This window comes from Sphingobium yanoikuyae (genome assembly GCF_013001025.1).
Lineage (GTDB): Bacteria > Pseudomonadota > Alphaproteobacteria > Sphingomonadales > Sphingomonadaceae > Sphingobium > Sphingobium yanoikuyae_A.
Genome location: NZ_CP053021.1, coordinates 3579904 through 3600260, shown reverse-complemented (window position 1 = coordinate 3600260; position 20357 = coordinate 3579904). Strand labels below are relative to the sequence as shown.

Annotated in this window: 18 protein-coding genes; 6 read left to right on the top strand and 12 right to left on the bottom strand. The window is 65.7% G+C overall.

Annotated elements, in window-relative coordinates; translation table 11 throughout:
- Nucleotides 1-9: 9 nt before the first annotated feature.
- The 4 genes from HH800_RS17370 to ligK form a co-directional block, all read right to left on the bottom strand.
- A complete protein-coding gene (locus HH800_RS17370; protein WP_169861840.1) occupies nucleotides 10-2079 on the bottom strand; it encodes a TonB-dependent siderophore receptor in 2070 nt (689 codons plus the stop codon).
- Between the two features lie 156 nt (nucleotides 2080-2235).
- Nucleotides 2236-3123 (bottom strand): amidohydrolase family protein, encoded by an 888-nt coding sequence (locus HH800_RS17365; protein WP_169861839.1) that lies wholly within the window; start codon nucleotides 3121-3123, stop codon nucleotides 2236-2238.
- Complete coding sequence (locus tag HH800_RS17360) at nucleotides 3120-4184, bottom strand: 4-oxalomesaconate tautomerase (RefSeq protein WP_235681911.1); 1065 nt, start codon at nucleotides 4182-4184, stop codon at nucleotides 3120-3122. Before HH800_RS17360 ends, HH800_RS17365 begins: the two co-directional genes overlap by 4 nt.
- Nucleotides 4177-4851: a 4-carboxy-4-hydroxy-2-oxoadipate aldolase/oxaloacetate decarboxylase gene (gene ligK, locus HH800_RS17355; RefSeq protein WP_169861838.1), complete on the bottom strand. Its 675-nt coding sequence runs from the start codon at nucleotides 4849-4851 to the stop codon at nucleotides 4177-4179. The genes HH800_RS17360 and ligK overlap by 8 nt, the downstream gene beginning before the upstream one ends.
- A 104-nt stretch (nucleotides 4852-4955) precedes the next feature.
- Here ligK and HH800_RS17350 point away from each other — a divergent pair, with 104 nt between their 5' ends.
- From HH800_RS17350 to HH800_RS17325, 6 genes are all read left to right on the top strand, one after another.
- On the top strand, nucleotides 4956-6107 hold the full coding sequence (locus HH800_RS17350) for a LysR substrate-binding domain-containing protein (protein WP_169861837.1): 1152 nt from the start codon (nucleotides 4956-4958) through the stop codon (nucleotides 6105-6107).
- A 64-nt stretch (nucleotides 6108-6171) separates the two neighbouring features.
- Nucleotides 6172-7068 (top strand): NAD(P)-dependent oxidoreductase, encoded by an 897-nt coding sequence (locus HH800_RS17345; protein ID WP_169861836.1) that lies wholly within the window; start codon nucleotides 6172-6174, stop codon nucleotides 7066-7068.
- The gene (locus HH800_RS17340) at nucleotides 7065-8087 is read left to right on the top strand and encodes an amidohydrolase family protein (RefSeq protein ID WP_169861835.1); all 1023 of its coding nucleotides are present in this window, start codon (nucleotides 7065-7067) and stop codon (nucleotides 8085-8087) included. The genes HH800_RS17345 and HH800_RS17340 overlap by 4 nt, the downstream gene beginning before the upstream one ends.
- Before the next feature lie 84 nt (nucleotides 8088-8171).
- On the top strand, nucleotides 8172-8576 hold the full coding sequence (ligA, locus tag HH800_RS17335) for a protocatechuate 4,5-dioxygenase subunit alpha (RefSeq protein WP_169861834.1): 405 nt from the start codon (nucleotides 8172-8174) through the stop codon (nucleotides 8574-8576).
- Entirely contained in the window at nucleotides 8576-9424 is an 849-nt protein-coding gene (locus HH800_RS17330) for a class III extradiol dioxygenase subunit beta (protein ID WP_037509214.1), read from the top strand. The genes ligA and HH800_RS17330 overlap by 1 nt, the downstream gene beginning before the upstream one ends.
- 159 nt (nucleotides 9425-9583) lie before the next feature.
- Entirely contained in the window at nucleotides 9584-10525 is a 942-nt protein-coding gene (locus HH800_RS17325) for a Gfo/Idh/MocA family oxidoreductase (RefSeq protein WP_169861833.1), read from the top strand.
- A 63-nt stretch (nucleotides 10526-10588) separates the two neighbouring features.
- Here HH800_RS17325 and HH800_RS17320 read toward each other — a convergent pair whose 3' ends face one another.
- The 8 genes from HH800_RS17320 to HH800_RS17285 form a co-directional block, all read right to left on the bottom strand.
- Complete coding sequence (locus HH800_RS17320; RefSeq protein WP_010338905.1) at nucleotides 10589-10816, bottom strand: hypothetical protein; 228 nt, start codon at nucleotides 10814-10816, stop codon at nucleotides 10589-10591.
- On the bottom strand, nucleotides 10806-11036 hold the full coding sequence (locus HH800_RS17315) for a hypothetical protein (protein ID WP_004208426.1): 231 nt from the start codon (nucleotides 11034-11036) through the stop codon (nucleotides 10806-10808). Before HH800_RS17315 ends, HH800_RS17320 begins: the two co-directional genes overlap by 11 nt.
- 61 nt (nucleotides 11037-11097) lie before the next feature.
- A complete protein-coding gene (locus HH800_RS17310) occupies nucleotides 11098-14427 on the bottom strand; it encodes a glycosyl hydrolase (RefSeq protein ID WP_169861832.1) in 3330 nt (1109 codons plus the stop codon).
- Nucleotides 14428-14445: 18 nt separating this feature from the next.
- Nucleotides 14446-15372 (bottom strand): alpha/beta hydrolase, encoded by a 927-nt coding sequence (locus HH800_RS17305; RefSeq protein ID WP_235681910.1) that lies wholly within the window; start codon nucleotides 15370-15372, stop codon nucleotides 14446-14448.
- A complete protein-coding gene (locus HH800_RS17300) occupies nucleotides 15372-15809 on the bottom strand; it encodes a hypothetical protein (RefSeq protein WP_169861831.1) in 438 nt (145 codons plus the stop codon). Before HH800_RS17300 ends, HH800_RS17305 begins: the two co-directional genes overlap by 1 nt.
- Nucleotides 15810-15812: 3 nt before the next feature.
- Complete coding sequence (locus HH800_RS17295; protein WP_169861830.1) at nucleotides 15813-17117, bottom strand: family 1 glycosylhydrolase; 1305 nt, start codon at nucleotides 17115-17117, stop codon at nucleotides 15813-15815.
- Between the two features lie 24 nt (nucleotides 17118-17141).
- Nucleotides 17142-17990 carry an alpha/beta hydrolase gene (locus tag HH800_RS17290; RefSeq protein WP_169861829.1) on the bottom strand — a complete coding sequence of 283 codons (849 nt, stop codon included), beginning with the start codon at nucleotides 17988-17990 and terminating at the stop codon, nucleotides 17142-17144.
- Between the two features lie 70 nt (nucleotides 17991-18060).
- Nucleotides 18061-20346, bottom strand: coding sequence for a TonB-dependent receptor (locus tag HH800_RS17285; RefSeq protein ID WP_169861828.1), 2286 nt, complete (start codon nucleotides 20344-20346; stop codon nucleotides 18061-18063).
- Nucleotides 20347-20357: the final 11 nt, after the last annotated feature.

The window sequence follows — 20357 nt, the reverse complement described above, 5'->3', positions numbered from 1 at the left end:
TCTCTCTCCTCAGAAACGGAAGCCGACCGTGCCCATGACGTTGCGCGGCGCGCCCATGAAGCAGTCGCCACGCGCCAGGCAGGACGCGTAATATTTCTTGTTGAGCAGGTTGGTCGCATTGAGCGCGAAGCGCCAGTCCTGCCAGGTGATTTCCGCCAGCGCGTCGACGGTGGTGCGCGACGGCGTGACGATCGACCAGATCGCGCTGGTCGACACGCTCTTGCCGCTATAGACGACGCCGCCGCCCAGGCGCAGCTGCGCCTCGTCGGCCAGGCCGAAGGTCTTGGTGGACCAGAGCGACGCAGTGTGGCGCGGCATATAGTCGAGGCTGGTGTTGGTTTCCGACTTCAGCTTCGAATAGCCATAATTGGCCAGCAGTTCGAAATTGCCGGGCAGGGTATGGCTCGCCTCGATCTCGAAGCCCTTGGTGTTGAGCACGCCCGATTGTTCGGTGCCGCCCGCTGCGAGATAGAGGACGCGGTTGCGCTCCTTGATCTTGAACACGGTGGCGGTGACCAGGGTGCTGGGGGCGGGCTGCCACTTCACGCCGGCTTCATATTGGGTGCCGGTCTGCGGCTTGTAGGCATCGCCATAGCTGCCATCGCCATTGTCGATCCGGCCGGCGACCGGCAGGAAGCTTTCGGTGTAGCTGAAGAAGGGCGAGATGCCGGCGCCGATTTCGCCGATGATGCCGGCGCGGAAGGTGGTGGCATTGTCCTTCTGGCCCGAAGAACCGGTCACGCGATCGCGGCGGGCGCCCAGCACGACCGATACCCGGTCATAGAAGCGGATCTGGTCCTGGACGTAGACGCCCAGCTGCTTCTGGCTGTCGCTGGTGAAGGGGCCAGTCGGATCATAGGTCGCCAGCGCATCATAATCGATGTCGTAAAGGTCGACCAGTTCATAGCCGCCGGCATAACGCTTGGACACCTTGTTCCAGCTATAGTCGATGCCGACCAGCAGCTTGTGCTCGATATTGGCGCCGGTGTTGAAATTGAACTGGACGTTGTTGTCGGTCGAAAAGACGTTCATCCGCGCGTCGCTGGCATCGGCCGTCAGCGCGATGGTGCGCCCGTCGGTGCCATAGACCGAGAAGGGATCCTGCGGGTTGGTATAGCTGTCGGCATAATGGGTGTTATATTCCAGGTCGCTGTCGATATAGCGCGCCTTGAGGCTCAGCTTCACATTGTCGGAGAAGCGGTGGGTGATCGAGCCGCCACCCTGCAGCGACCGGCCATCATAGCGATCCCAGCCGGCCTTGCCGACGAAGGTGTAGCGATCCAGCTGCTCGCCCGCGACATTGTTGGGCATGAAGGTGCCGACGATCGGCAGGAACTGCGATGTCGAACCGGTGTCATCCTCCTGATAGAGGCCGGTCAGCACGATGTCGGTATCGGGCGTCGGCTGCCAGCGGATCGAGGGCGCGAACATCACGCGGTCGTCGGGGACATGGTCGACATAGGTGTCGGCGTTGCGGACGCGGCCGACGAAGCGCACTGCCAGATTGTCGGCCAGCGCGACATTGACGTCGCCCATCGCCTCCTTGCGGTCATAGCTGCCATAGACGAGGTTGAGCTCGCCGCGCGTGGTGAAATCGGGCGTCTTGCTGACCAGGTTGACCAGGCCGCCGATCGACCCTTGGCCGAACAGCACCGATGCCGGGCCGCGCAGGATTTCCACGCGCGAGAAATTATAGGGGTCCGACGTGATCGACGCATAATAGCTGAAGATGTCGCGCATGCCGTCGCGGAACTGCAGCGCGTCCAGGCCACGCACGTTGAAGCCGTCGACACGGGTATCGCGGCCATAGGGGTTGGCCAGCACGCCGGCGGCATATTTCACCGTGTCGCTGATGCTGATCGCACCCTGCGACAGATATTGTTCGGACGTGATGACCTTGATCGGCTGGGGCAGTTCGACCAGCGCGGTGTCGGTCTTGGACCCGGTGGTTGCGGCGGTGACAACGATGCTGTCTTCGTCAGTGCGGGGGGCGTCCGCAGCGGCCGCCTCTGCCGACCAGGCGGTGCCATGGCACAGCGCGATCAGGGCCGCGCCGCTCAATGCGATGAACTTCTTCATATGGGATCCCCCGTGACTCGTTTATGGGGCGCCCATAGCGATATTGATATTCGTTCGCAATTCTGTTGACTTGCATTTGCGAAAGGCATGTTGCGCAAATGCAACCGGCCGCCCCAGCCGGAGCGGCCGTGTGCTGATTGGAAACCGGCTGTGCCCTTATAATTCCTCGGGCCAGTAGAGCCGCATGGGGTTGTCGATCAGCAGCTTGCGCTGCAATTCCACCGTCGGGGCGATGCGCGGGATCATGTCGACCAGATGGCCGTCGTCGGGGACCGCATCCTGCATGTTCGGGTGCGGCCAGTCGGTGCCCCACAGCACGCGGTCCTGATAGTCGGCGACCAGCGGCGCGACCGCATCGGCAAAGGCGTTCCACGGATCGCCTGTCGGATCGAGCCGGTCGGGGCAGGTCGCCTTGAACCAGATGTCGTCGCGGCTGTCGAGGAAGGCGCGGAACGCCTTCAGGTCGGCGCCATCCGGCCCCTGGGTCACGTCCGGGCGGCCCATATGGTCGATCACCAGCGGCACCGGGATCGCGTCCATGAAGGGGCGCAGTTCCTCGAGGATGTCGGCCTCGAAATAGATGACGACATGCCAGCCCTTGGGCAGGCGCTTGGCCACTTCGAGGAACTTGTCCTTGGGCGCGTCATCGACCAGGCGCTTGAGGAAATTGAAGCGGATGCCACGCATCCCGCCCTCATGCAGGGCGGCGAGATCGGCCTCCGAAATGGCCGGATCGACCACGGCGACGCCGCGCGCCTTGCCGTTCGATTTGGCGATGGCGTCCAGCGTCGCGGCATTGTCGGTGCCGTGGCAGCTTGCCTGGACGATAACATTGCGGGCGAACCCCAGATGATCGCGCAGCGCGAACAGCATGTCCGGGCCGGCATCCTCCGGCAGATATTTCGCCTTCGCGCTGAACGGGAACTCCGCCATCGGACCGAACACATGGCAATGGGCGTCGATCGCGCCGGCCGGCGGGGTGTAGCGCGGTTTGGACGGATTGCCGTGCCAGCTGATGATGCGGCCAAGTTCAGGGGCGGTCATGCGAAAATCTCTCCATCCATCAGCTTGCGCGCGGTGCGCAGCATGGCGGCGCTGGTGACCGCGCCACTCTCGTCCAGTTCCATGACACAGGTCGTCTCGCCGGTGGGATGCTCGACCGACAGTGTCTTGCGATTGCCGTCGGGGATCGACGCGACTTCGGCCGCGGGCGATCCGTCGATCAGGCAGGCGGTGGCGACGCTGACCGCGCCGAGCACGCCGATCGAGGCATGGGCGCGGTGCGGGATGAAGCTGCGCACCGTGACCGCGCCGCCATCGCGCGGCGGGGCGACCAGCATCATCTTGGGGACCGACTTTTCCTTGACGTCGCCCAGGTTCATCCGTTCGCCGACAGCCAATCGGATCGCCTCGATCCGGGCCTTGAGCGCTACGTCCTTGTCCAGCGTGTCGCGGTCTTCATAACCGGTGATGCCGACATCCTGCGCCTTCATGACGACGCAGGGCATGCCATTGTCGATCAGGGTGACGCGCACGCCCTCGACCTCGTCAAAGGCATTGCCGGTCGGCAGCAGCGCGCCGCAGGAGGAGCCGGCGGTATCGCGAAACTCCAGCGGGATCGGCGCGGCGCTGCCGGGCACGCCATCGATCCTGGCCTCGCCATCATAGCGGACCGTGCCGCCGGGCGTCTGCACCGTGGCGATTGCGATCTGTCCGGTATTTTCCATGAAGATGGCGACGCGGGTCTCGCCGTCCTGCGCGGCGACAAGGGCACGCTCGATCGCGAAGGGGCCGATGCCAGCGAGGATATTGCCGCAATTCTGCGCGTCGCTGACGATCGCCTGATCGACGAAGACCTGGAGGAAGAGATAGTCGACATCGACGCCCTCCCGATCGGATTTCTTCACCACCGCGACCTTGCTGGTCAGCGGATCGGCGCCGCCCATGCCATCGATCTGGCGCGGATCGGGCGATCCCATGGCCCGCAGCAGGAAGGCGTCGCGCGCGGCGCTGTCGGCGGGCAGGTCTTCCGAAAGGAAATAGCCGCCCTTGGACGTGCCGCCGCGCATCCACATGACGCGGGCGCTGGTCGGGACGTCACACATATTTGAGGCCCATTTCCTGCAGGCGCGGGCGCATATTGTAGATGTCGAGGCCCAGTTCCCCGGCGGCCAGGCGGACGCGCTTGGCTTCCTCGACGGCTTCGCGGGCCTGCGCCTTTTCCAGCACGGCGGCGGCGTCGGCGCGCGGCACAATGCACACGCCATCATCGTCGGCGATGATCACGTCGCCCGGATTGACCAGCGCATTGGCGCACACGACCGGGATATTGACCGATCCCAGCGTGCCCTTGATCGTGCCCTGGGCGTGGACCGCCTTGGACCAGACCGGGAAGTTCATTTGGCTAAGGTCGCGCACGTCGCGGACGCCCGCGTCGATGATGAGGCCACGGCAGCCGCGTGCCTGGGCGGAGGTGGCGAGCAGGTCGCCGAAATAGCCGTCGGTGCAGGGGCTGGTCGGGGCGAGCAGCAATATGTCGCCTTCCTTCAACTGTTCGATCGCGACATGGACCATCCAGTTGTCGCCCGGCGGCGCGGAGATCGTCACCGCGCTGCCGGCGATGCGGGCGCCCGGATAGATGGGGCGCATATAGGGGGCGAGCAGGCCCTTGCGGCCCTGGGCTTCATGGACGGTGGCGACGCCCGCCTTGGCGAGGCCATCGATGACGGCGAGGTCCGCCCGTTCGATATTCTGGACGACAATGCCGGACATCAAGCCTTCTCCTAGCGCATAAGTTGACAGCGATGTGGACAGGTGCAGCGCGATGCTCAAATCCGAACTGGAACCAGTGCATAAATTTTTGCTAAGTGTTGGACATGAACCCCGACCAGTTCAATATCCGACATCTGGCCGCGATGGCGGCCGTGGTGGAGCTTGGCAGCGTCAGCCTGGCGGCGCGCGCGGTCAATCTGACCCAGCCGGCGGTGACCCAGGGGATTGCCAAGCTGGAGGCGCAACTGGGCCTGCCGCTGTTCGCGCGCCAGCCCGGCGGCATGGTCGCGCTGGAGCCGGCGGAGCGGCTGAAGCCCCGGATCGATGCGGCGCTGCGGCTGATCGGCAGCAACCGCGTGACGGCGGCGCAGGTGCGCGCCTTCGTCGCCCTGGCGCGCGGCGGCAGCTATGCCTCGGCGGCGGTGGCGACCGGCGTGGCCGAACCCTCGCTGCACCGGGCGGTCGGCGATCTGGGGCTGGCGCTGGGGCAAAGGCTGGTCGACCGGCGCGGGCGCGGCGTGATGCTCACCAGGGCCGGGACGGTGCTGGCGCAGCGGCTGCGGCTGGCGCTGGCGGAATTGCGGCAGGGGCTGGAGGATCTGGCCGACCTGCGCGGGCAGGAGGGCGGGCGCATCCTGGTCGGCGCCATGCCGCTGTCGCGCGCGCGCCTGATCCCCGATGCGATCGCCCGGTTCCGCGCCGATTTTCCGCTGGTCGACATCAGCGTGCATGAAGGATCGCATGCTGAACTGGTCGGCCCGCTGCGCGATGGCGAAATCGACATGATGGTCGGCGCGCTGCGCGATCCGGCGATGGCGCTGGACCTGACGCAACGGCCCCTGTTCGAGGATCGGCCGACCATCCTGGCGCGGCGCGGCCATGCGCTGGCGGTGGGCTGGGACGCTGATGCGCTGCGCCGCTATCCCTGGATATTGCCGCCGGAGGGCACGCCGCTGCGGCAATTGTGGCAGGCGATGTTCGCGGCGCTGGGCGGCGATCTGCCGGCGGTGCCGATCGAATGCGGATCGGTGATGACGATCCGGCAATTGCTGGTCGGCGGCGAGTATCTGACCTTGCTGTCGCACGATCAGCTGGCGCTGGAGCTGGAGGCGGGGCTGCTGATCGATATCGGCCCGGCACCCGGCGCGATCAGCCGGACCATCGGCCTCACCACGCGGGCCGACTGGCGCCCGACCCGGTTGCAGCAGCAGTTCATGGCCGCGATCGATCAGGCTGCGGCACATATGAATTCGTAAAATCTTATACTGGTCCAGCGGATTCGATTGGCGGCATCTGACATGATCCGTCATCCAACCCGACATGGAGCAGGAAATCGGTCTGATCGGATTTGGCGAGGCAGGGTCCACCTTTGCGATGGCGGGGGACTGGATCGACGCGGCCCGCGTCTATGATATCCAGACGGATGCCGGCGCCACCCGCGATGCGATGCTGGCACGCTGTGCCAGGGCCGGTGTCCGGGCCGTGCCGACGCTGGCCGATGCCGTCGCGCCCGTCACCTTCATCCTGTCGCTCGTCACCGCCGACCAGGCGCTCGCCGTGGCGCAGGCCGCCGCCGCCCATATCGCGCCCGGCGCGCTCTATTGCGATCTCAACAGCGTCGCGCCGCAGACCAAGCAGGCGGCGGCCCGCGCGATCGAGGCGGCCGGTGGCCATTATGTCGATGTCGCCGTCATGGCGCCGGTCGATCCGGCCCGGCTGAACGTGCCGCTGCTGGTCAGCGGTGGCCATGCCGATGCGGCGCGGGCAGGGCTGGCCCGGCTGGGCTTCACCAATATCCGCGTCGTCGGCGAAGCCGTCGGTCGGGCGTCGGCGATCAAGATGATCCGGTCGGTGATGGTCAAGGGGCTGGAGGCGCTGACCGCCGAATGCATGCTGGCGGCCGATGCGGCGGGCGTGCTGGACGAGGTGATCGGATCGCTCGACGCCAGCGAGAAACCGCGTCCCTGGGACATCCGCGCCGACTATAATCTCGACCGCATGATGGTCCACGGGCTGCGCCGCGCAGCCGAGATGGAGGAGGTGGTCAAGACGCTCGATGGCCTTGGCACCGGTTCCGCGATGACGCGCGGCACGGTCGAGCGCCAGCAGACGATCGGCACGCTGGGCCTCAAGACGCCGCCCGAAGGGCTGGGCGCCAAGATCGACAGCATCATCCAAGCAAAAGCAGAACAGACAGGAAAGGCCGACGCGGCATGACCATGATTATCGACTGCCACGGCCATTATACCGTGCTGCCCAAGGGGCATGACGCCTGGCGCGAGGAGCAGAAGGCGGCGTTCAAGGCGGGCGTGCCTGCCCCCGCCTATCCCGACATCAGCGATGCCGAAATCCGCGAGACGATCGAGGCGAACCAGCTGCGCCTGATCAAGGAACGCGGCGCGGACCTCACCATCTTCTCGCCGCGCGCGTCGGCCATGGCCCCCCATGTCGGCGACGCGGCGGTGGCGAAGGAATGGGCGATGCGCTGCAACGACCTGATCGCGCGCGTCGTCGGCCTGTTCCCCGAAACCTTCGTCGGCGTGTGCATGCTGCCCCAGTCGCCCAAGGCGGACATGGCGAACAGCATTGCCGAGCTGGAACGCTGCGTCGACATGGGCTTCATCGGCTGCAACCTCAATCCCGATCCGGGCGGCGGCCATTTCCAGCATCCGCCGCTGACCGACAAATATTGGTATCCCTTCTACGAGAAGATGGTCGAGCTGGACGTGCCGGCGATGATCCATGTGTCGGGCAGCTGCAATCCGGCGATGCACGCGACCGGCGGCTATTATATCGCCGCCGATACCATCGCCTTCATGCAGTTGCTGGAGGGCGACCTGTTCAGGGACTTCCCGACCCTCAAGTTCATCATCCCGCATGGCGGCGGCGCGGTGCCCTATCATTGGGGCCGCTATCGCGGTCTGGCCGACATGTTGAAGAAGCCCGACCTGTCGACCCATCTGATGAACAACATCTTCTTCGACACCTGCGTCTATCATCAGCCGGGCGTCGACCTGCTGGCCGACGTGATCGACAACAAGAATATCCTGTTCGGGTCGGAAATGGTCGGCGCGGTGCGCGGCATCGATCCCACCACCGGCCATTATTTCGACGATACCAAGCGCTATGTCGATGCGCTGGACATCAGCGAGGGCGCGCGTGCCGCGATCTTCGAGGGCAATGCCCGCCGGGTCTTCCCCCGGCTCGACGCGCAATTGAAGGCGCGCGGCCTGTAACCCTATCCCCGCGGAGGGGCGCGTTCATCCCCCGGTCCTTTGTTGGAAGGAAGGGCCGGGGGATGGATGCCAAGAGAGGATGAGATGAGCATCGATATCCACGAATATCTCGCCGAGTTCAACGATATCCCCGGCACCCGCGTCTATACGGCGGCGCGGGCGCGTCAGGGCTATTGGATGAACCAGTTCGCGATGAGCCTGATGAAGGCGGAAAACCGCGTCCGCTGGCTGGCCGGCGAGCGCGCCTATATCGACGAATGGCCGATGACCGAGGCGCAGAAACAGGCGATCCTGGACCGCGACTATAATCGCTGCCTGGACCTGGGCGGGAACATCTATTTCCTCGCCAAGGTGTTCTCGACCGACGGCCTCAGCTTCCTGCAGGCGGTCGGCACCATGACCGGAATGAGCCCGGAAGACTATCAGGCGATGATGATCGCCGGCGGCCGCTCGCCTCAGGGCGTCCGCTCCATCAAGGAGAAACGCTGATGGCCCGCATCACTGCCGGCGTCGCCACCAGCCATGTGCCCGCCATCGGCGCTGCCATGGACCTCAAGAAGACCGCCGAGCCTTATTGGCAGCCTTTGTTCGCCGGCTATGACTGGTCGCGGCAATGGATCGCGCAGGAAAAGCCCGATGTCGTGATCCTGGTCTATAATGACCATGCCTCCGCCTTCGACATGAAGATCATCCCGACCTTCGCGATCGGCTGTGGCGAACGCTACAAGCCGGCCGACGAGGGCTGGGGGCCGCGCCCGGTGCCCGACGTGATCGGCGAGCCGGACCTGGCCTGGCACATCGCCCAGAGCCTGATCCTCGACGAATTCGACATGACCATCATCAACGAGATGGATGTCGACCATGGCCTGACCGTGCCGTTGAGCCTGATGTTCGGCCAGCCCGACGCCTGGCCATGCCGGGTGATCCCGGTGGCGGTCAATGTCGTCACCTATCCGCCGCCGTCGGGCAATCGCTGCTGGCGGCTGGGCGAGGCGATCGCCCGCGCGGTCGACAGCTTCCCCGAGGATCTCAACGTGCAGATCTGGGGCACGGGCGGCATGAGCCACCAGCTTCAGGGCCCGCGCGCCGGCCTCATCAATGCCGAGTGGGATAATCGCTTCCTCGACCTGATGAGCCAGAGCGACGATGGCGAGGCGCTGCGTGCGATCGAGCATATCGAATATCTGCGCGAGACCGGGTCCGAAGGGATCGAGATGGTCATGTGGCTGATCATGCGCGGGGCGCTGGGCGACAAGGTCCGGCCGCTGCACCGCCATTATCATGTTCCCGCTTCCAACACCGCGGTCGGGCACCTGGTGCTCGAACCGACGGACTGAATTTCGGTTCGCACTGCTGCCTCCCCTCCCTTCCAGGGAGGGGCCGGGGGTGGGTGCGAGCGTAGCGAGCCTCCTTCGGAGGCACCCACCCTTGAATAGAGACAGGTGTCTCTATTCAACCCTCCCTTCCAGGGAGGGGCTTTAGATGGAGAAAATTCCATGCGTATTGCCCTCGCCGGTGCCGGCGCCTTTGGCGAAAAGCATCTTGATGGCCTCAAGAATGTCGACGGCGTCACCGTCACCTCGATCATCGGCCGCGAACTGGAGACGACGAAGAAGGTCGCCGAGAAATATGGCATCGGCCATGTGACCACCGACCTCAACGAGACGCTGGCGCGTGACGATGTCGACGCGGTGATCCTGTGTACGCCGACCCAGATGCACGCGGAACAGGCGATCGCCTGCATGAATGCGGGCAAGCATGTCGAGGTGGAAATCCCGCTCGCCGACAGCTGGGCCGATGCGCAGGCGGTGCTGGCCAAGCAGAAGGAAACCGGCCTTGTCTGCATGGTCGGCCATACCCGCCGCTTCAACCCGTCGCACCAGTTCGTCCACAACCGCATCCAGGCGGGCGAGTTCAACGTCCAGCAGATGGACGTGCAGACCTATTTCTTCCGCCGTAAGAACATCAATGCCAAGGGCGAGCCGCGGTCGTGGACCGACCATCTTCTGTGGCATCACGCCGCGCATACGGTCGACCTGTTCGCCTATCAGGCGGGCAGGATCGTCGCCGCCCATGCGATGCAGGGGCCGATCCATCCGGAACTGGGCATCGCCATGGACATGTCGATCCAATTGAAGAGCGAGACTGGCGCCATCTGCACCCTGTCGCTGAGCTTCAACAATGACGGGCCGCTTGGCACCTTCTTCCGCTATATCGGCGACACCGACACCTATATCGCTCGCTACGACGATCTGGTGAACGGCAAGGAAGAGCCGATCGACCTGGCCGGCGTCGCCATCTCGAACAATGGCATCGAGTTGCAGGACCGCGAGTTCATCAGCGCCATCCGCGAGGGCCGCGAGCCCAACAGCTCGGTCGCCAAGGTGTTCGACTGCTATCGCGTGCTGGGCGAACTGGAAACGCAGCTCGCCGGCTGATCGAAATCCCTTCGGGGTCGCAAGGGGGCGTGGATGGCGATAAGCCGTCCGCGCCCCTTTTTGTTAGCGATCAATCAGCGGATGGCGCAGATGCAGATCGTCGAGCAGTGTCTCGATCACCGATATCTCGCCCGCCGTGCCGCTCGGCGTGAAGGCCCAGTTGCAATGGGGATGGGTGGCGCGGCTGTAGATTCGGACCGGACCGATCGCCTTGCGCCAATGATGCTTGCTCTTGCCATGGGCGATCACCAGCCGCGCGATCATCATGTCGATCAGCCGGTCAGACGTCATCGTCCCACCCTTCGATCCCGTCCGCATCGCGATTGCCCGACCAGCTGACCGGGCTGTCCAGATAGGCTTCCAGCTCGCGCCAGTGCCGGTCCCAGCCGGGGCCGCGCCGCGCTTCGGGCACCTGCCGCTCGACCAGCCAGCGGGCGCGGGCCACGGGATTGCCCGCCGGGGCGCGCAGCCGGTCGAGGATGGCGCGGATGCTCTGCTGATCGTCGGTCATGATGACCGCCTGATAGGCGGCGACTTTCCCGCGTTCAAGCGAGCATCCGCGCGGCCCCTGCTTATTGTTCCGCCGACAGCGTGACCGGCCCGATCAGGCTCGACGGACGCAGCGGCGCATCGGGGCGATAAGTGGGGGCGGCGGTGAAGGTGATCTTGTCCGCGCCGGGCTGCTGGTCGCCGATCAGGCGGTTGACCCACAGGTTCGCGACCTTCACCTCGATCGCGTTGCGGCCCGGCTTCACCAGCCTGCCGACGTCCAGCCGATAGGGGGCGAACCAGCTTGTGCCCGCGACCTGGCCATTGACCCGCACCTCCGCGACATCGCCGACGCTGCCCAGATCAAGCCACAGCGGCGCACCGGGCCTGGCGCCCTTGGGCAGCGTAAAGCTGCTGGCATAGGTCGCCTCGCCGGAGAAATAGCGCACGCCCGGATCGCTGCTCTTGTCGAGCGCCGTCAGCGTCGGCATCGCAATCTCGGCTGGCGCGCCGCGACCCGGCTGGAAGCGCACGGTCCAGGGCTGCGCCAGGGTGGCGACCTGCTTTACGGCCGCCGGCGCGATCGTCCGGCTGGGGGTCTGCGCCGGCTTGCGGAACAGGATGAAGAAGGCATCCTCCGGCCCGACATCGAGCGGGACGACCGTGTCACTGCCCTCGGTCCGGTAGGATAGCGGCGCGGCGCTGCCGTCGATCGCGCGCCAGATTTCCGGCTGGCGGCCGGTGACACGGAAGCGCGCTTCGACATGTTCGGCCTGGGCCTTGCCATTGGTCACATAATAGAGGTCGCCATCGGGCAAAGCGCGGTGGAGAAAGCGATAGGCGCCGGCATCGCCGCTGCCGGTCACGCGGAAATCGGCGCCGACGCCCGTGCCGGCGAGCGCGGCGTCGACATCGGTGCTGGCGATCACCTTGCCCTTGCCGACCGGCTGGCCGCTCCACAGTTTCGCCACCAGCGCGCGGAAGGCGGCGGGATCATCCTGCAGGCCGGGCGCGCGGTCGGGTGCCGTGCCGATCAGGGTGGCGCCAGCCTCGACCAGCGCGGCGATGCGCTGCAGCGTGGCGAGGGTCATCACCTTGCTCGATCCGCCCAGATACAGTGCCTCGTAGCGGGCCTTGCCGGCGATCAGGTCGCCATTCTGCACTGACGCCTTGGTCGCCAAAATCTCGGCATTGACGAAGTCATAGGCATAATCGCTGGGCAGGTCGGCCGGCACGCCATGCTCGAACAGCGCGGTGATCGGCGCATCCTCGCCATAGAAATAGGCGATGTCGGCATGGTCGCGGCCCTGCTGCAACAGGAAGCCGGTGCGCGCCATATAGTCGACCCAGGGCTTGGCCATATTGGCCCAGCTTTCGTGGCGGTTGAAATATTGGCCGAAGATCATGAGGCTGAGGCCCGGCACCTTGTCATCCACCGGCTGGTGGACGGAGGTGTGGACGATCGGCCGGTTGACGCCGGACACGAATTCCAGGTCGATCACGCGCTTGAGGTCCGCCGGGGCAAAGGCCCAGGGCGCGAAGGCCGAGGTCATGCTTTCGGCCGACACGATATTCTGGCCATAGATATGGGCGACCGACGCCGCGCCCTTCATGTCGCCGATCAGCGTCGGGCGCGGCGCGCTGCCGCGGTTGAAGGTCCACATCGCCGCCATCGGCACGTCGGTATGCGCGCGCATGGCAAGGTCGTCGCCCAGCACCGGCCGGCCATTTTCCAGCGCCTCGCCATAGACGGTCAGGCCATGCTCATGCGCGACCTTGGCCACCGTGCCATAATGGGCGTCGGCCAGCAGGTCGGCCAGGGTCTGGCGATAATCATGCAGGAAGGCGTCGCTGCGCGCCGCCGATCCCACCACCGCGCCGGTCAGCGTCGGCAGGAAGGGGACCGGATCATATCCGCGCCGCGCCTTGAACTCCTCCACCATGCGCGGCGTCCAGTTGGACGCGCCCACCTCGATACTGTCGGTCAGCAGCGCGCTGATGCCCTTCTTGCCGATCCAGTCGGCGCCGACCGCATCGCGATACATGGCGAGATAGGTTTCGAGATAGCGGCGCACGGCGGCCGCATCATATTTGTCGACCTCCAGCCCGGTGGCTTCGGGCGTGGCGGGGTGGTTGGTCTTGCCGGTCAGCGACCAGCCCATGCGGACGATGCGCCAGCGCGTTCCCCTGGGCGCGGTCCAGTCGAGCGTGCCGTCGGGGCGCAGCCGGTCGGTCAGGTCGATAACCCTGGCCGGATCGATCGCCGGCGCATCGGCCGGACCCATATCCAAACGGTTATAATCGGGGGCGATGGCATAGCCGGCCTTCGCTTCAAACTGGTCGATCCGCGCCTCGGCCGACAGGCGCAGGTCGCCAATGCCCAGGGTCGGGCTGGCCGGGCGGCCGAACACGTCGATCATCACCGCGCCGGGTGCGCCATCGCCCAGGCCCGGCGACTTGGCGGCATCATTGGGCGACAGGACCAGCCGGAAGCGCTGCGCCGTGACGGGCGCAAAGCTGGTGGTGGAGGCGACTTCGGTCAGCGAGAAGCGGCCGAGCGGCTGCCAGCCCTGCGCCGTTTCCGCCTCGATCGTCGGGCGATAGGCGGGATCACCGAAGGGCGGCCGGGCATGGGGCACGAACAGGCTGGCCGATCGCACCGTGACGGGCTTGCCATAGTCGAGGATCAGTGTGCCGGGATGCGCCGCACCGCCCTTGGCCATCTGGGCCACGGTTTCCAGATCGCTATCGCCCAGCGCGGCGGCGCCCGCGATCGGCTGGCCATTGGCGTCAAGGATGCGGGGCGTCGGCAAGGGTGCCGCTGCAATCGGATAGGCCAGCACCCGCGCCTCGCCATAGGCGCGCGGCTGGTCCGTTATCTCCGCGTCGCCCGCCAGCGGATCGCTGAACTTCGCGCTCTGGAAGGCGCCGGTCACATTGGACGGGGTGGGCAGGGCGCCCTTGACCCGCTGGCCGCCCTCGACCTCGGTCAGCGCCCAGACCAGCTTCTTCATCGCATCCTGCGGCTTGACCCAGGGGCCGCCGGTCTCGCTCCAGCCCGGCGACGCCGCGATGGCGAATTCCAGCCCCTTGGCATCGGCGGTCTGGACGGCGTGGCGGAAGGCGTCCTTCCAGCCGTCGGTCATGTAGACCAGCCGTTCCTTGACGATCTGCGGCGTCTGCAGATTGGCGTCGAAATTCTGCACCCCGCCAATGCCGATGCGCGCCAGCCAGTCGAGATCCTTTTCGATCCCGTCCTTGGTCACATTGCCGTTCAGCCAGTGCCACCACACGCGCGGCCGGGCCGACTGGGGCGGATTGTTGAAGCCGTCGGCCAGGTCGTCGGCCTGGGCGGGCATGGCGAGCGAGGCGCAGGTGAGCAGGGCGGCGAGGCGCAGGGCTTTACGGGTCATGGGCTATCCTTGAGACAATCAGCGGGCGGCGAGCAGGCCGCGCATATCCATCCAGGCGAGGAATTCGGGCAGCAGCAGCGCGGTTGTGGTGCCGGGGCGACCGGCGCCAAAGCCATGATCGCCCCGCTCATAGGCGTGCAGCTCGACCGGCCGCTTTGCTTGGCGCCAGGCTTCGACGATGGCGAAGCCCTGACCCTTGAACAGGCCGTCATCCATGGCGATGGCGTTGAACATCGGCGGCGCATCGGCCGGGACGGCGGGCGCCAGCATCGGGCCGTAAATATAGCCGATGAAGGCGGGGCGCTGGGCGGGCTTTCCCTCCAGCACGGCGTTCAGGGTGGTCATCGCGCCAGCGGAAAAGCCGATCATGCCGACCCGGGCGGGATCGACATGGAAGCGGGCTGCATCGGCGCGGACCATGTCCAATGCCTTGAGCGCATCCTGGGTGGCGCGCGGTTCCTTCACCTCGGCCTGTGCGCCGGGCTTTGCGGCATCGGCGAAACGCTGGCCCATGACACCCAGAAAGGTCCGGTCGTCGCGGGGCGTTTCATTCAGCCGATATTTGAGGACGAAGGCGGCCACGCCATGATCGGCCAGCCAGCGCGCGACGTCGCTGCCCTCACCGGTCATCGACAGCGAGAGGAAGGCGCCACCCGGAGCGACGATCACCGCCGCGCCGGTCGCCTTGGCCGGATCGGGCAGATAGGGGGTGATGGTCGGCCGCACGACATTGCGGACCATGATATTGTCGATGCTGTTGGCGCCGATCTGGACATGCATGGTCGACCATTGTTCGTCAGCGCCCTTGGCCGGGGCGGGCTGATCAGGCCAGAGCGGGATGGCATCGGCCTGATCGACCGGGGCGACCGGCGCCATCCGGACATCCTGCGCGGCGGCGGACGTGGCCGCCAGCAGCGCCAGCAGCGCGATCGTCGATCGGATCATCAGGCCATCCTTCTCATTATCTTTTTCAGTACCAGGGTCGTGATCGCGGCGCCGAGCAGGCCGCCATAGAGCAGCTTGAGCACGAGCGCCGCGCCCCAGGCGATCGACGCATCGCCCCCGGCCTGTGCCAGCGCCGCGAGCGCGCCGCCGAGCACCGCCCCGACGAGGGCGCAGCCCAGCGCCCGCAAGATAATCGTCCGGACCGGAACGGCCAGCGCCAACCGCTTGCGGACGAGCAGGGCGGGCACCAGCGCGCTCATCAAAGCGACGGCGATGCTCTGCGGCACGAAGTCGATCGCCAGCGCGTCGGGCGCTGCCCAGCTGAGCGGCCGGACGGCCAGGCCGAAGATCCCCAGGAAGAAGGCGATGCTGAGCACGGCATTGATGGCGAAGCCGATGGCGGCTTCGCGCCCGAGCGACAGGGACGGCGTGGCCATCGATCAGAGCGCGTTGCGGCGAGCGATTGCGCCATAGACGGCGGCGCTGGGCTTGGCCGTGCGGGCGAAGGTCACCGGATCGACGCTGTGCAGGCCGAATTTGGGCTTGTAGCCGAAGATCCATTCGAAATTGTCGAGCAGCGACCAGTGGCAATAGCCCAGCACCGGCACGCCATCGTCGATCGCGGCCTTGAGCCCCGCCAGCGCTTCGGGAATGAACTTCGCGCGAACCGCATCATCGTCGCTGCCCACGCCATGTTCGGACACCAGGATCGGCACGCCGGTCGCTTCATGGGCAAAGCGGACCGCGCCGCCAAGCGAGGGCGCCCAGACTTCGGTGCCGGACCAGTTGACGGCCGATCCCTTGGGCGCGTGCAGGCGGCCCTTGTCGCCCCACAGGGCGCGCTCATAATTCTGGACGCCGATGAAATCGTCGCCCTTCGCGATCTCCAGCCAGTTGCCGTAAAGCTGCTTGCGCATGGCGTCGCGCACCGAATGGGCGCCGACCGCCTGATCGTCCATCAGCGCCAGCGAGAAGCCGACCGGCAGATCGCCGCGCACCGCCTTGATCGCCGCCTTGCCGGCCTTGTGCGCCGCTTCGAGGCCGGTCTGGAGCGCGGGCAGATCGTCGAAGCCAGCGACATTGACACAGACATATTTGGGCACGCCCAGCCGCTTGGCGGCGGTTTCCAGCGTCAGTTTCTGGATGTCCCACACCTGCGGCGGCAGCATGGGCTTCAGGAGCAGCAGGATATTGGGTTCGTTGAGGGTGATGGCGCTGGCGATGCCCTGGCCCAGCGCGCGCATCGCCTTGTCGCAATAGCGGGCGAAAAGCTGCGCGCTTTCCGGGTTGGTCCAGCCGCCCTGCGCGCTGAACCAGCGCGGCGCGGTGAAATGGCTGAAGGTGACGATCGGGGCCAGGCCGCGGGCATGGCAGCCGTCGATCACCGCCTTGTAATGATCGAGCATCGCCTGGGAGAAGAGGCCCTTTTCCGGCTCGATCCGTGCCCATTCGATGCCGAAGCGATAGGCGTTGAGGCCCATATTCTTGACCAGATCAAGGTCGGTTTCCCACAGCGCGAAGCTGTTGCAGGCGTCGCCCGAAGGCTGGGCAAAGACGGTCGGCTGCTGATTCTCCACGAACCACAAGTCGCTGGCGATATTATTGCCCTCGACCTGATGCGGTGCGGTGGCAGCGCCCCAGTAGAAGCTCTTGGGGAAATTGGGGTTGGCGCTCTTGCGCGCGGCGATGGCAGGGGCGGCCATCAGCGCGGCGCCGGTAGCCAGAAGGGTGCGGCGATCCAGCATGTTCCGTCTCTCCTATTATAATTGTCAGGCAGTGGTTTCGCGCACGAAGGCGCAGATTTCTTGCAACAGCCGCCGATCGGCGGTGCCCAGATGCATGGCCATGGAATAATGATTATGGCCCGATTGGATGAAGGCGCGCGGCATGGCGCCATGGCGCACCAGCCGGTCCTGCAACAGGCTCAGGAACTCGGCCTGGAAGCGGGGCGGGTCGAACTCGGCGCAGGCGATCAGCAGCGGCAGGTCGGTCGAAGCAATGGCTTCCAGCGGCATGCGGTTCGGGTAGAGCGAAGCCTCGCCATAATAGAGCATGTCGCGTTGATCGAGCGGGGTATAGCCATAGAGACCCGACAGCAGCACGGCGGCGCGAACGGCGTCCGATCCGGCCAGTTTCAGATAGCCCGCAACATGGACGGCGCCGGCCGACGTGCCCATCAGGACGATGCGATCGGCATCTCCACCATGTTCGGCGGCATGATCCTTGAGCCAGGCGACGACGGCCGCGACATCTTCCGCCCCGGCCGGCCAGCCATGGTCGGGGGCGAGGCGATAATTGATGACGACGCCCAGGAAACCGGCCTCCGCCGCCATCCGTCCGACATTGGCATTGGGCCAGGCGTCGGCGCTGCCCTTGTCGCCTTTCAGGAAACCGCCGCCATGGACGAAGACCAGAATGGGGGCAGGGGCATCACCCTTGGGGGCATAGAGGTCGAGCCGGTGGCGGGTGTCCGGGCCATAGGCGATGTCCGCCTGCGTCATTGGCACCGCCGCCGCCAGCGCCGCCTGCTCGGCATCGAACAGCGCCCGGCACTGGCCGAGTATGTCCGGTCCCAGATCGGTGCCCAGTGCGGCGATGGCGTCCCTGATCGGCTTCATATGTCCCCTCTGGCCAGAAGGATTAGGAAAAAAGACGGGACGCCACCAGCGGCGCCCCGCCCCAGGAGGATCAGAATTTCGCGTCCAGGCTGATGCCGATCTGGCGGAAGGACTGCGGACCATAGATGGCGCCGATATTCTGCTCGCCCTGGTCGGTGGTGTAGGGGAAGTCGCTCTGCATCAGCGAAGGCTCATGCACGTTGAACAGGTTGCGACCGAAGATCGCGACGCTGTAGCGATCATCATCGGTGCGCAGGCCGATGCGGCCGCCGACCAGCCAGTGCGAACGGAAGGTGGTTTCGTCGTTCGAATTGGCTTCGTAGCGCACCTTTGACTTCCACACCGTGTCCGCAGCCAGGAAGCCCTTCAGGCGGCTCGTGACCGGCGCTTCATATTCGCCCGACAAAGTGAACTTGTACTTGGGCGCATAGGCGAGCTGGCTGCCGCCGATATTGGTGCCATCGGTGCCGATGAAGCCGCCCGGATAGGTCGCCTTGGCATAGATGAAGCCGGTGTTGAGCGACAGGCCATCGAAGACCTTGCCGAAGAAGTTGATTTCCGCGCCGCGCGACTGCACGCCGTTGATGTTGGTCTGGACGCAGGAAATGACCGCGGTGCTGTCCACCGTGCACTGCTGCGCCTGGAAATTCTTGATCTTGCTGTAGAAGACATTGAGGTCTGCGACCCAGCCGCCGAACAACGTGCTCTTGAGGCCCAGTTCATAGGCGGTCGGGATTTCCGGCTGCACGACGAAGGGCTTGGCCGGCGCCGAGGGGATGGCGATCTGCCCGCCCTTGAACCCGCGCGAGGCAGTCGCATAGACCATGGTGTCATTGGCCAGGTCATATTGTGCGCCCAGGCGCCAGGAGAATTTCTGGACGTCCAGCACCGTGCGGCTGAACGGATCGGCCGGGGTGAAATAGTCGTAGCGGTCCATCGACAGCCGGTCGGTGGTGTAGCGGCCGCCGGCGATCAGCCGCAGCGCCGGAGACAGGTGGAAGGTGCCCTGGCCGAATACGGCGAGCGATTCATCCTGGATGTCGATGTCGGCGCCGGGGTTGCGCACGATAGGAATGACGAGGCCGGGGAAGGGTACGACCGACACGGCCAGCGTTTCGGGATCGCGGGTCTGCTTCTGGTTCGAATAGAAGACGCCAGCGGTATATTCGAGGAACTGGTCGGCAGGCGAGCTGACCCGCAACTCCTGGGTGAAGAGGCTCAGGCGCCGGTTGGTCGGGCCATTGGCGACCTGCAATTCCAGCGGATCGCCACGGAACACGTTGGTCGCCGCACCATAGCCGGTCTCGTTCGACTTGCGATAGGCGGTGATGGAGGTGAGGGTGAAGGGATCGGCCTCATAATCGACCTGCAGCGATCCGCCATAATTTTCGGTATGGCCCACATAGCTGTCGTCGCTGCAATAGTCGCGATTGCCCTCGCCCGGCGTCACGCCGCAGCTGGCAAGCCGGGCGGTGATGCCGGTGGTGTCGGCCAGCAGGCCACCCAGCGCCGTGCCCGGACCGCTGGTCTTGACGAAGGTGAAGAAGTCGCCGCCATTCTCGATCCGGCTCTTGGTGTAGTCGCCGATGACATTGACGGTCAGGCGATCGGTCGGCTCCCACAGGAAGCGGCCGCGAATGCCGTAGCGATCGGTATCATTATAGTCGCCGGTGCTGGCATTGCGGTTCGGCCCCTGGCGGAAATTGGCGACGCCCGACAGGCGGATCGCGGCGTTGGTGGCCAGCGGGATGTTGACCATGCCCTGCACGATCTGGTTGCCGAACTTCGACCCCAGCGTGCCGGCGTCGGACAATTCGGTGCGGACGCGGGCGGCAAAGCCGGTCGGATCGGGCGCATTGGTGGTGATGTTGATGACGCCGGCCGATGTGGTGAGGCCGAACAACGTGCCCTGTGGTCCCTTCAGCACTTCGATCCGGCTGACGTCGAACAGGTCGGAGATATTGGCATTGCCCTGGCTCACCTGGTCGACGACCACGCCGACCGATGCGACGGCGCCGGCCGAGAAGGTCTGGGTGCCGATGCCGCGGATCGACCCGCCGCCGCCGGTATTCTGGCCCGGCGCCTGCTGGATTTCCAGGCTTGGCGCGATGCGGTTGAGGTCGTTCATCGTGTTGACCTGCTGCCGTTCCAGCTGGGCGGCATTGGCCACGGTGATGGAGATCGGCACCTCGGTCACCTTTTCCGCCTTGCGCTGGGCGGTGACGATGATGTCCGAATTGTCCGCCGGCTGTGCCGCCTGTTCGGGCGCGGGCGCGTCCTGTGCAAAGGCCGGCGCGGCGATCGCGATGGCGCTCGCGCTGGCGAGGGCCGCAATGGTGATGTGGATGTTACGCATGGTCTGTCCTC

What these genes read in the sequence shown, in the direction of transcription:
- HH800_RS17345 (WP_169861836.1), top strand. Translation starts at nt 6,172, where the DNA reads ATGGAGCAGGAAATCGGTCTGATCGGATTTGGCGAGGCAGGGTCCACC.
- ligA (WP_169861834.1), top strand. Translation starts at nt 8,172, where the DNA reads ATGAGCATCGATATCCACGAATATCTCGCCGAGTTCAACGATATCCCC.
- HH800_RS17300 (WP_169861831.1), bottom strand. Translation starts at nt 15,809, where the DNA reads ATGGCCACGCCGTCCCTGTCGCTCGGGCGCGAAGCCGCCATCGGCTTC.
- ligK (WP_169861838.1), bottom strand. Translation starts at nt 4,851, where the DNA reads ATGTCCGGCATTGTCGTCCAGAATATCGAACGGGCGGACCTCGCCGTC.
- HH800_RS17310 (WP_169861832.1), bottom strand. Translation starts at nt 14,427, where the DNA reads ATGACCCGTAAAGCCCTGCGCCTCGCCGCCCTGCTCACCTGCGCCTCG.
- HH800_RS17370 (WP_169861840.1), bottom strand. Translation starts at nt 2,079, where the DNA reads ATGAAGAAGTTCATCGCATTGAGCGGCGCGGCCCTGATCGCGCTGTGC.
- HH800_RS17330 (WP_037509214.1), top strand. Translation starts at nt 8,576, where the DNA reads ATGGCCCGCATCACTGCCGGCGTCGCCACCAGCCATGTGCCCGCCATC.
- HH800_RS17295 (WP_169861830.1), bottom strand. Translation starts at nt 17,117, where the DNA reads ATGCTGGATCGCCGCACCCTTCTGGCTACCGGCGCCGCGCTGATGGCC.
- HH800_RS17290 (WP_169861829.1), bottom strand. Translation starts at nt 17,990, where the DNA reads ATGAAGCCGATCAGGGACGCCATCGCCGCACTGGGCACCGATCTGGGA.
- HH800_RS17285 (WP_169861828.1), bottom strand. Translation starts at nt 20,346, where the DNA reads ATGCGTAACATCCACATCACCATTGCGGCCCTCGCCAGCGCGAGCGCC.
- HH800_RS17305 (WP_235681910.1), bottom strand. Translation starts at nt 15,372, where the DNA reads ATGATCCGATCGACGATCGCGCTGCTGGCGCTGCTGGCGGCCACGTCC.
- HH800_RS17325 (WP_169861833.1), top strand. Translation starts at nt 9,584, where the DNA reads ATGCGTATTGCCCTCGCCGGTGCCGGCGCCTTTGGCGAAAAGCATCTT.
- HH800_RS17315 (WP_004208426.1), bottom strand. Translation starts at nt 11,036, where the DNA reads ATGACCGACGATCAGCAGAGCATCCGCGCCATCCTCGACCGGCTGCGC.
- HH800_RS17340 (WP_169861835.1), top strand. Translation starts at nt 7,065, where the DNA reads ATGACCATGATTATCGACTGCCACGGCCATTATACCGTGCTGCCCAAG.
- HH800_RS17365 (WP_169861839.1), bottom strand. Translation starts at nt 3,123, where the DNA reads ATGACCGCCCCTGAACTTGGCCGCATCATCAGCTGGCACGGCAATCCG.
- HH800_RS17320 (WP_010338905.1), bottom strand. Translation starts at nt 10,816, where the DNA reads ATGACGTCTGACCGGCTGATCGACATGATGATCGCGCGGCTGGTGATC.
- HH800_RS17360 (WP_235681911.1), bottom strand. Translation starts at nt 4,184, where the DNA reads ATGTGTGACGTCCCGACCAGCGCCCGCGTCATGTGGATGCGCGGCGGC.
- HH800_RS17350 (WP_169861837.1), top strand. Translation starts at nt 4,956, where the DNA reads ATGAACCCCGACCAGTTCAATATCCGACATCTGGCCGCGATGGCGGCC.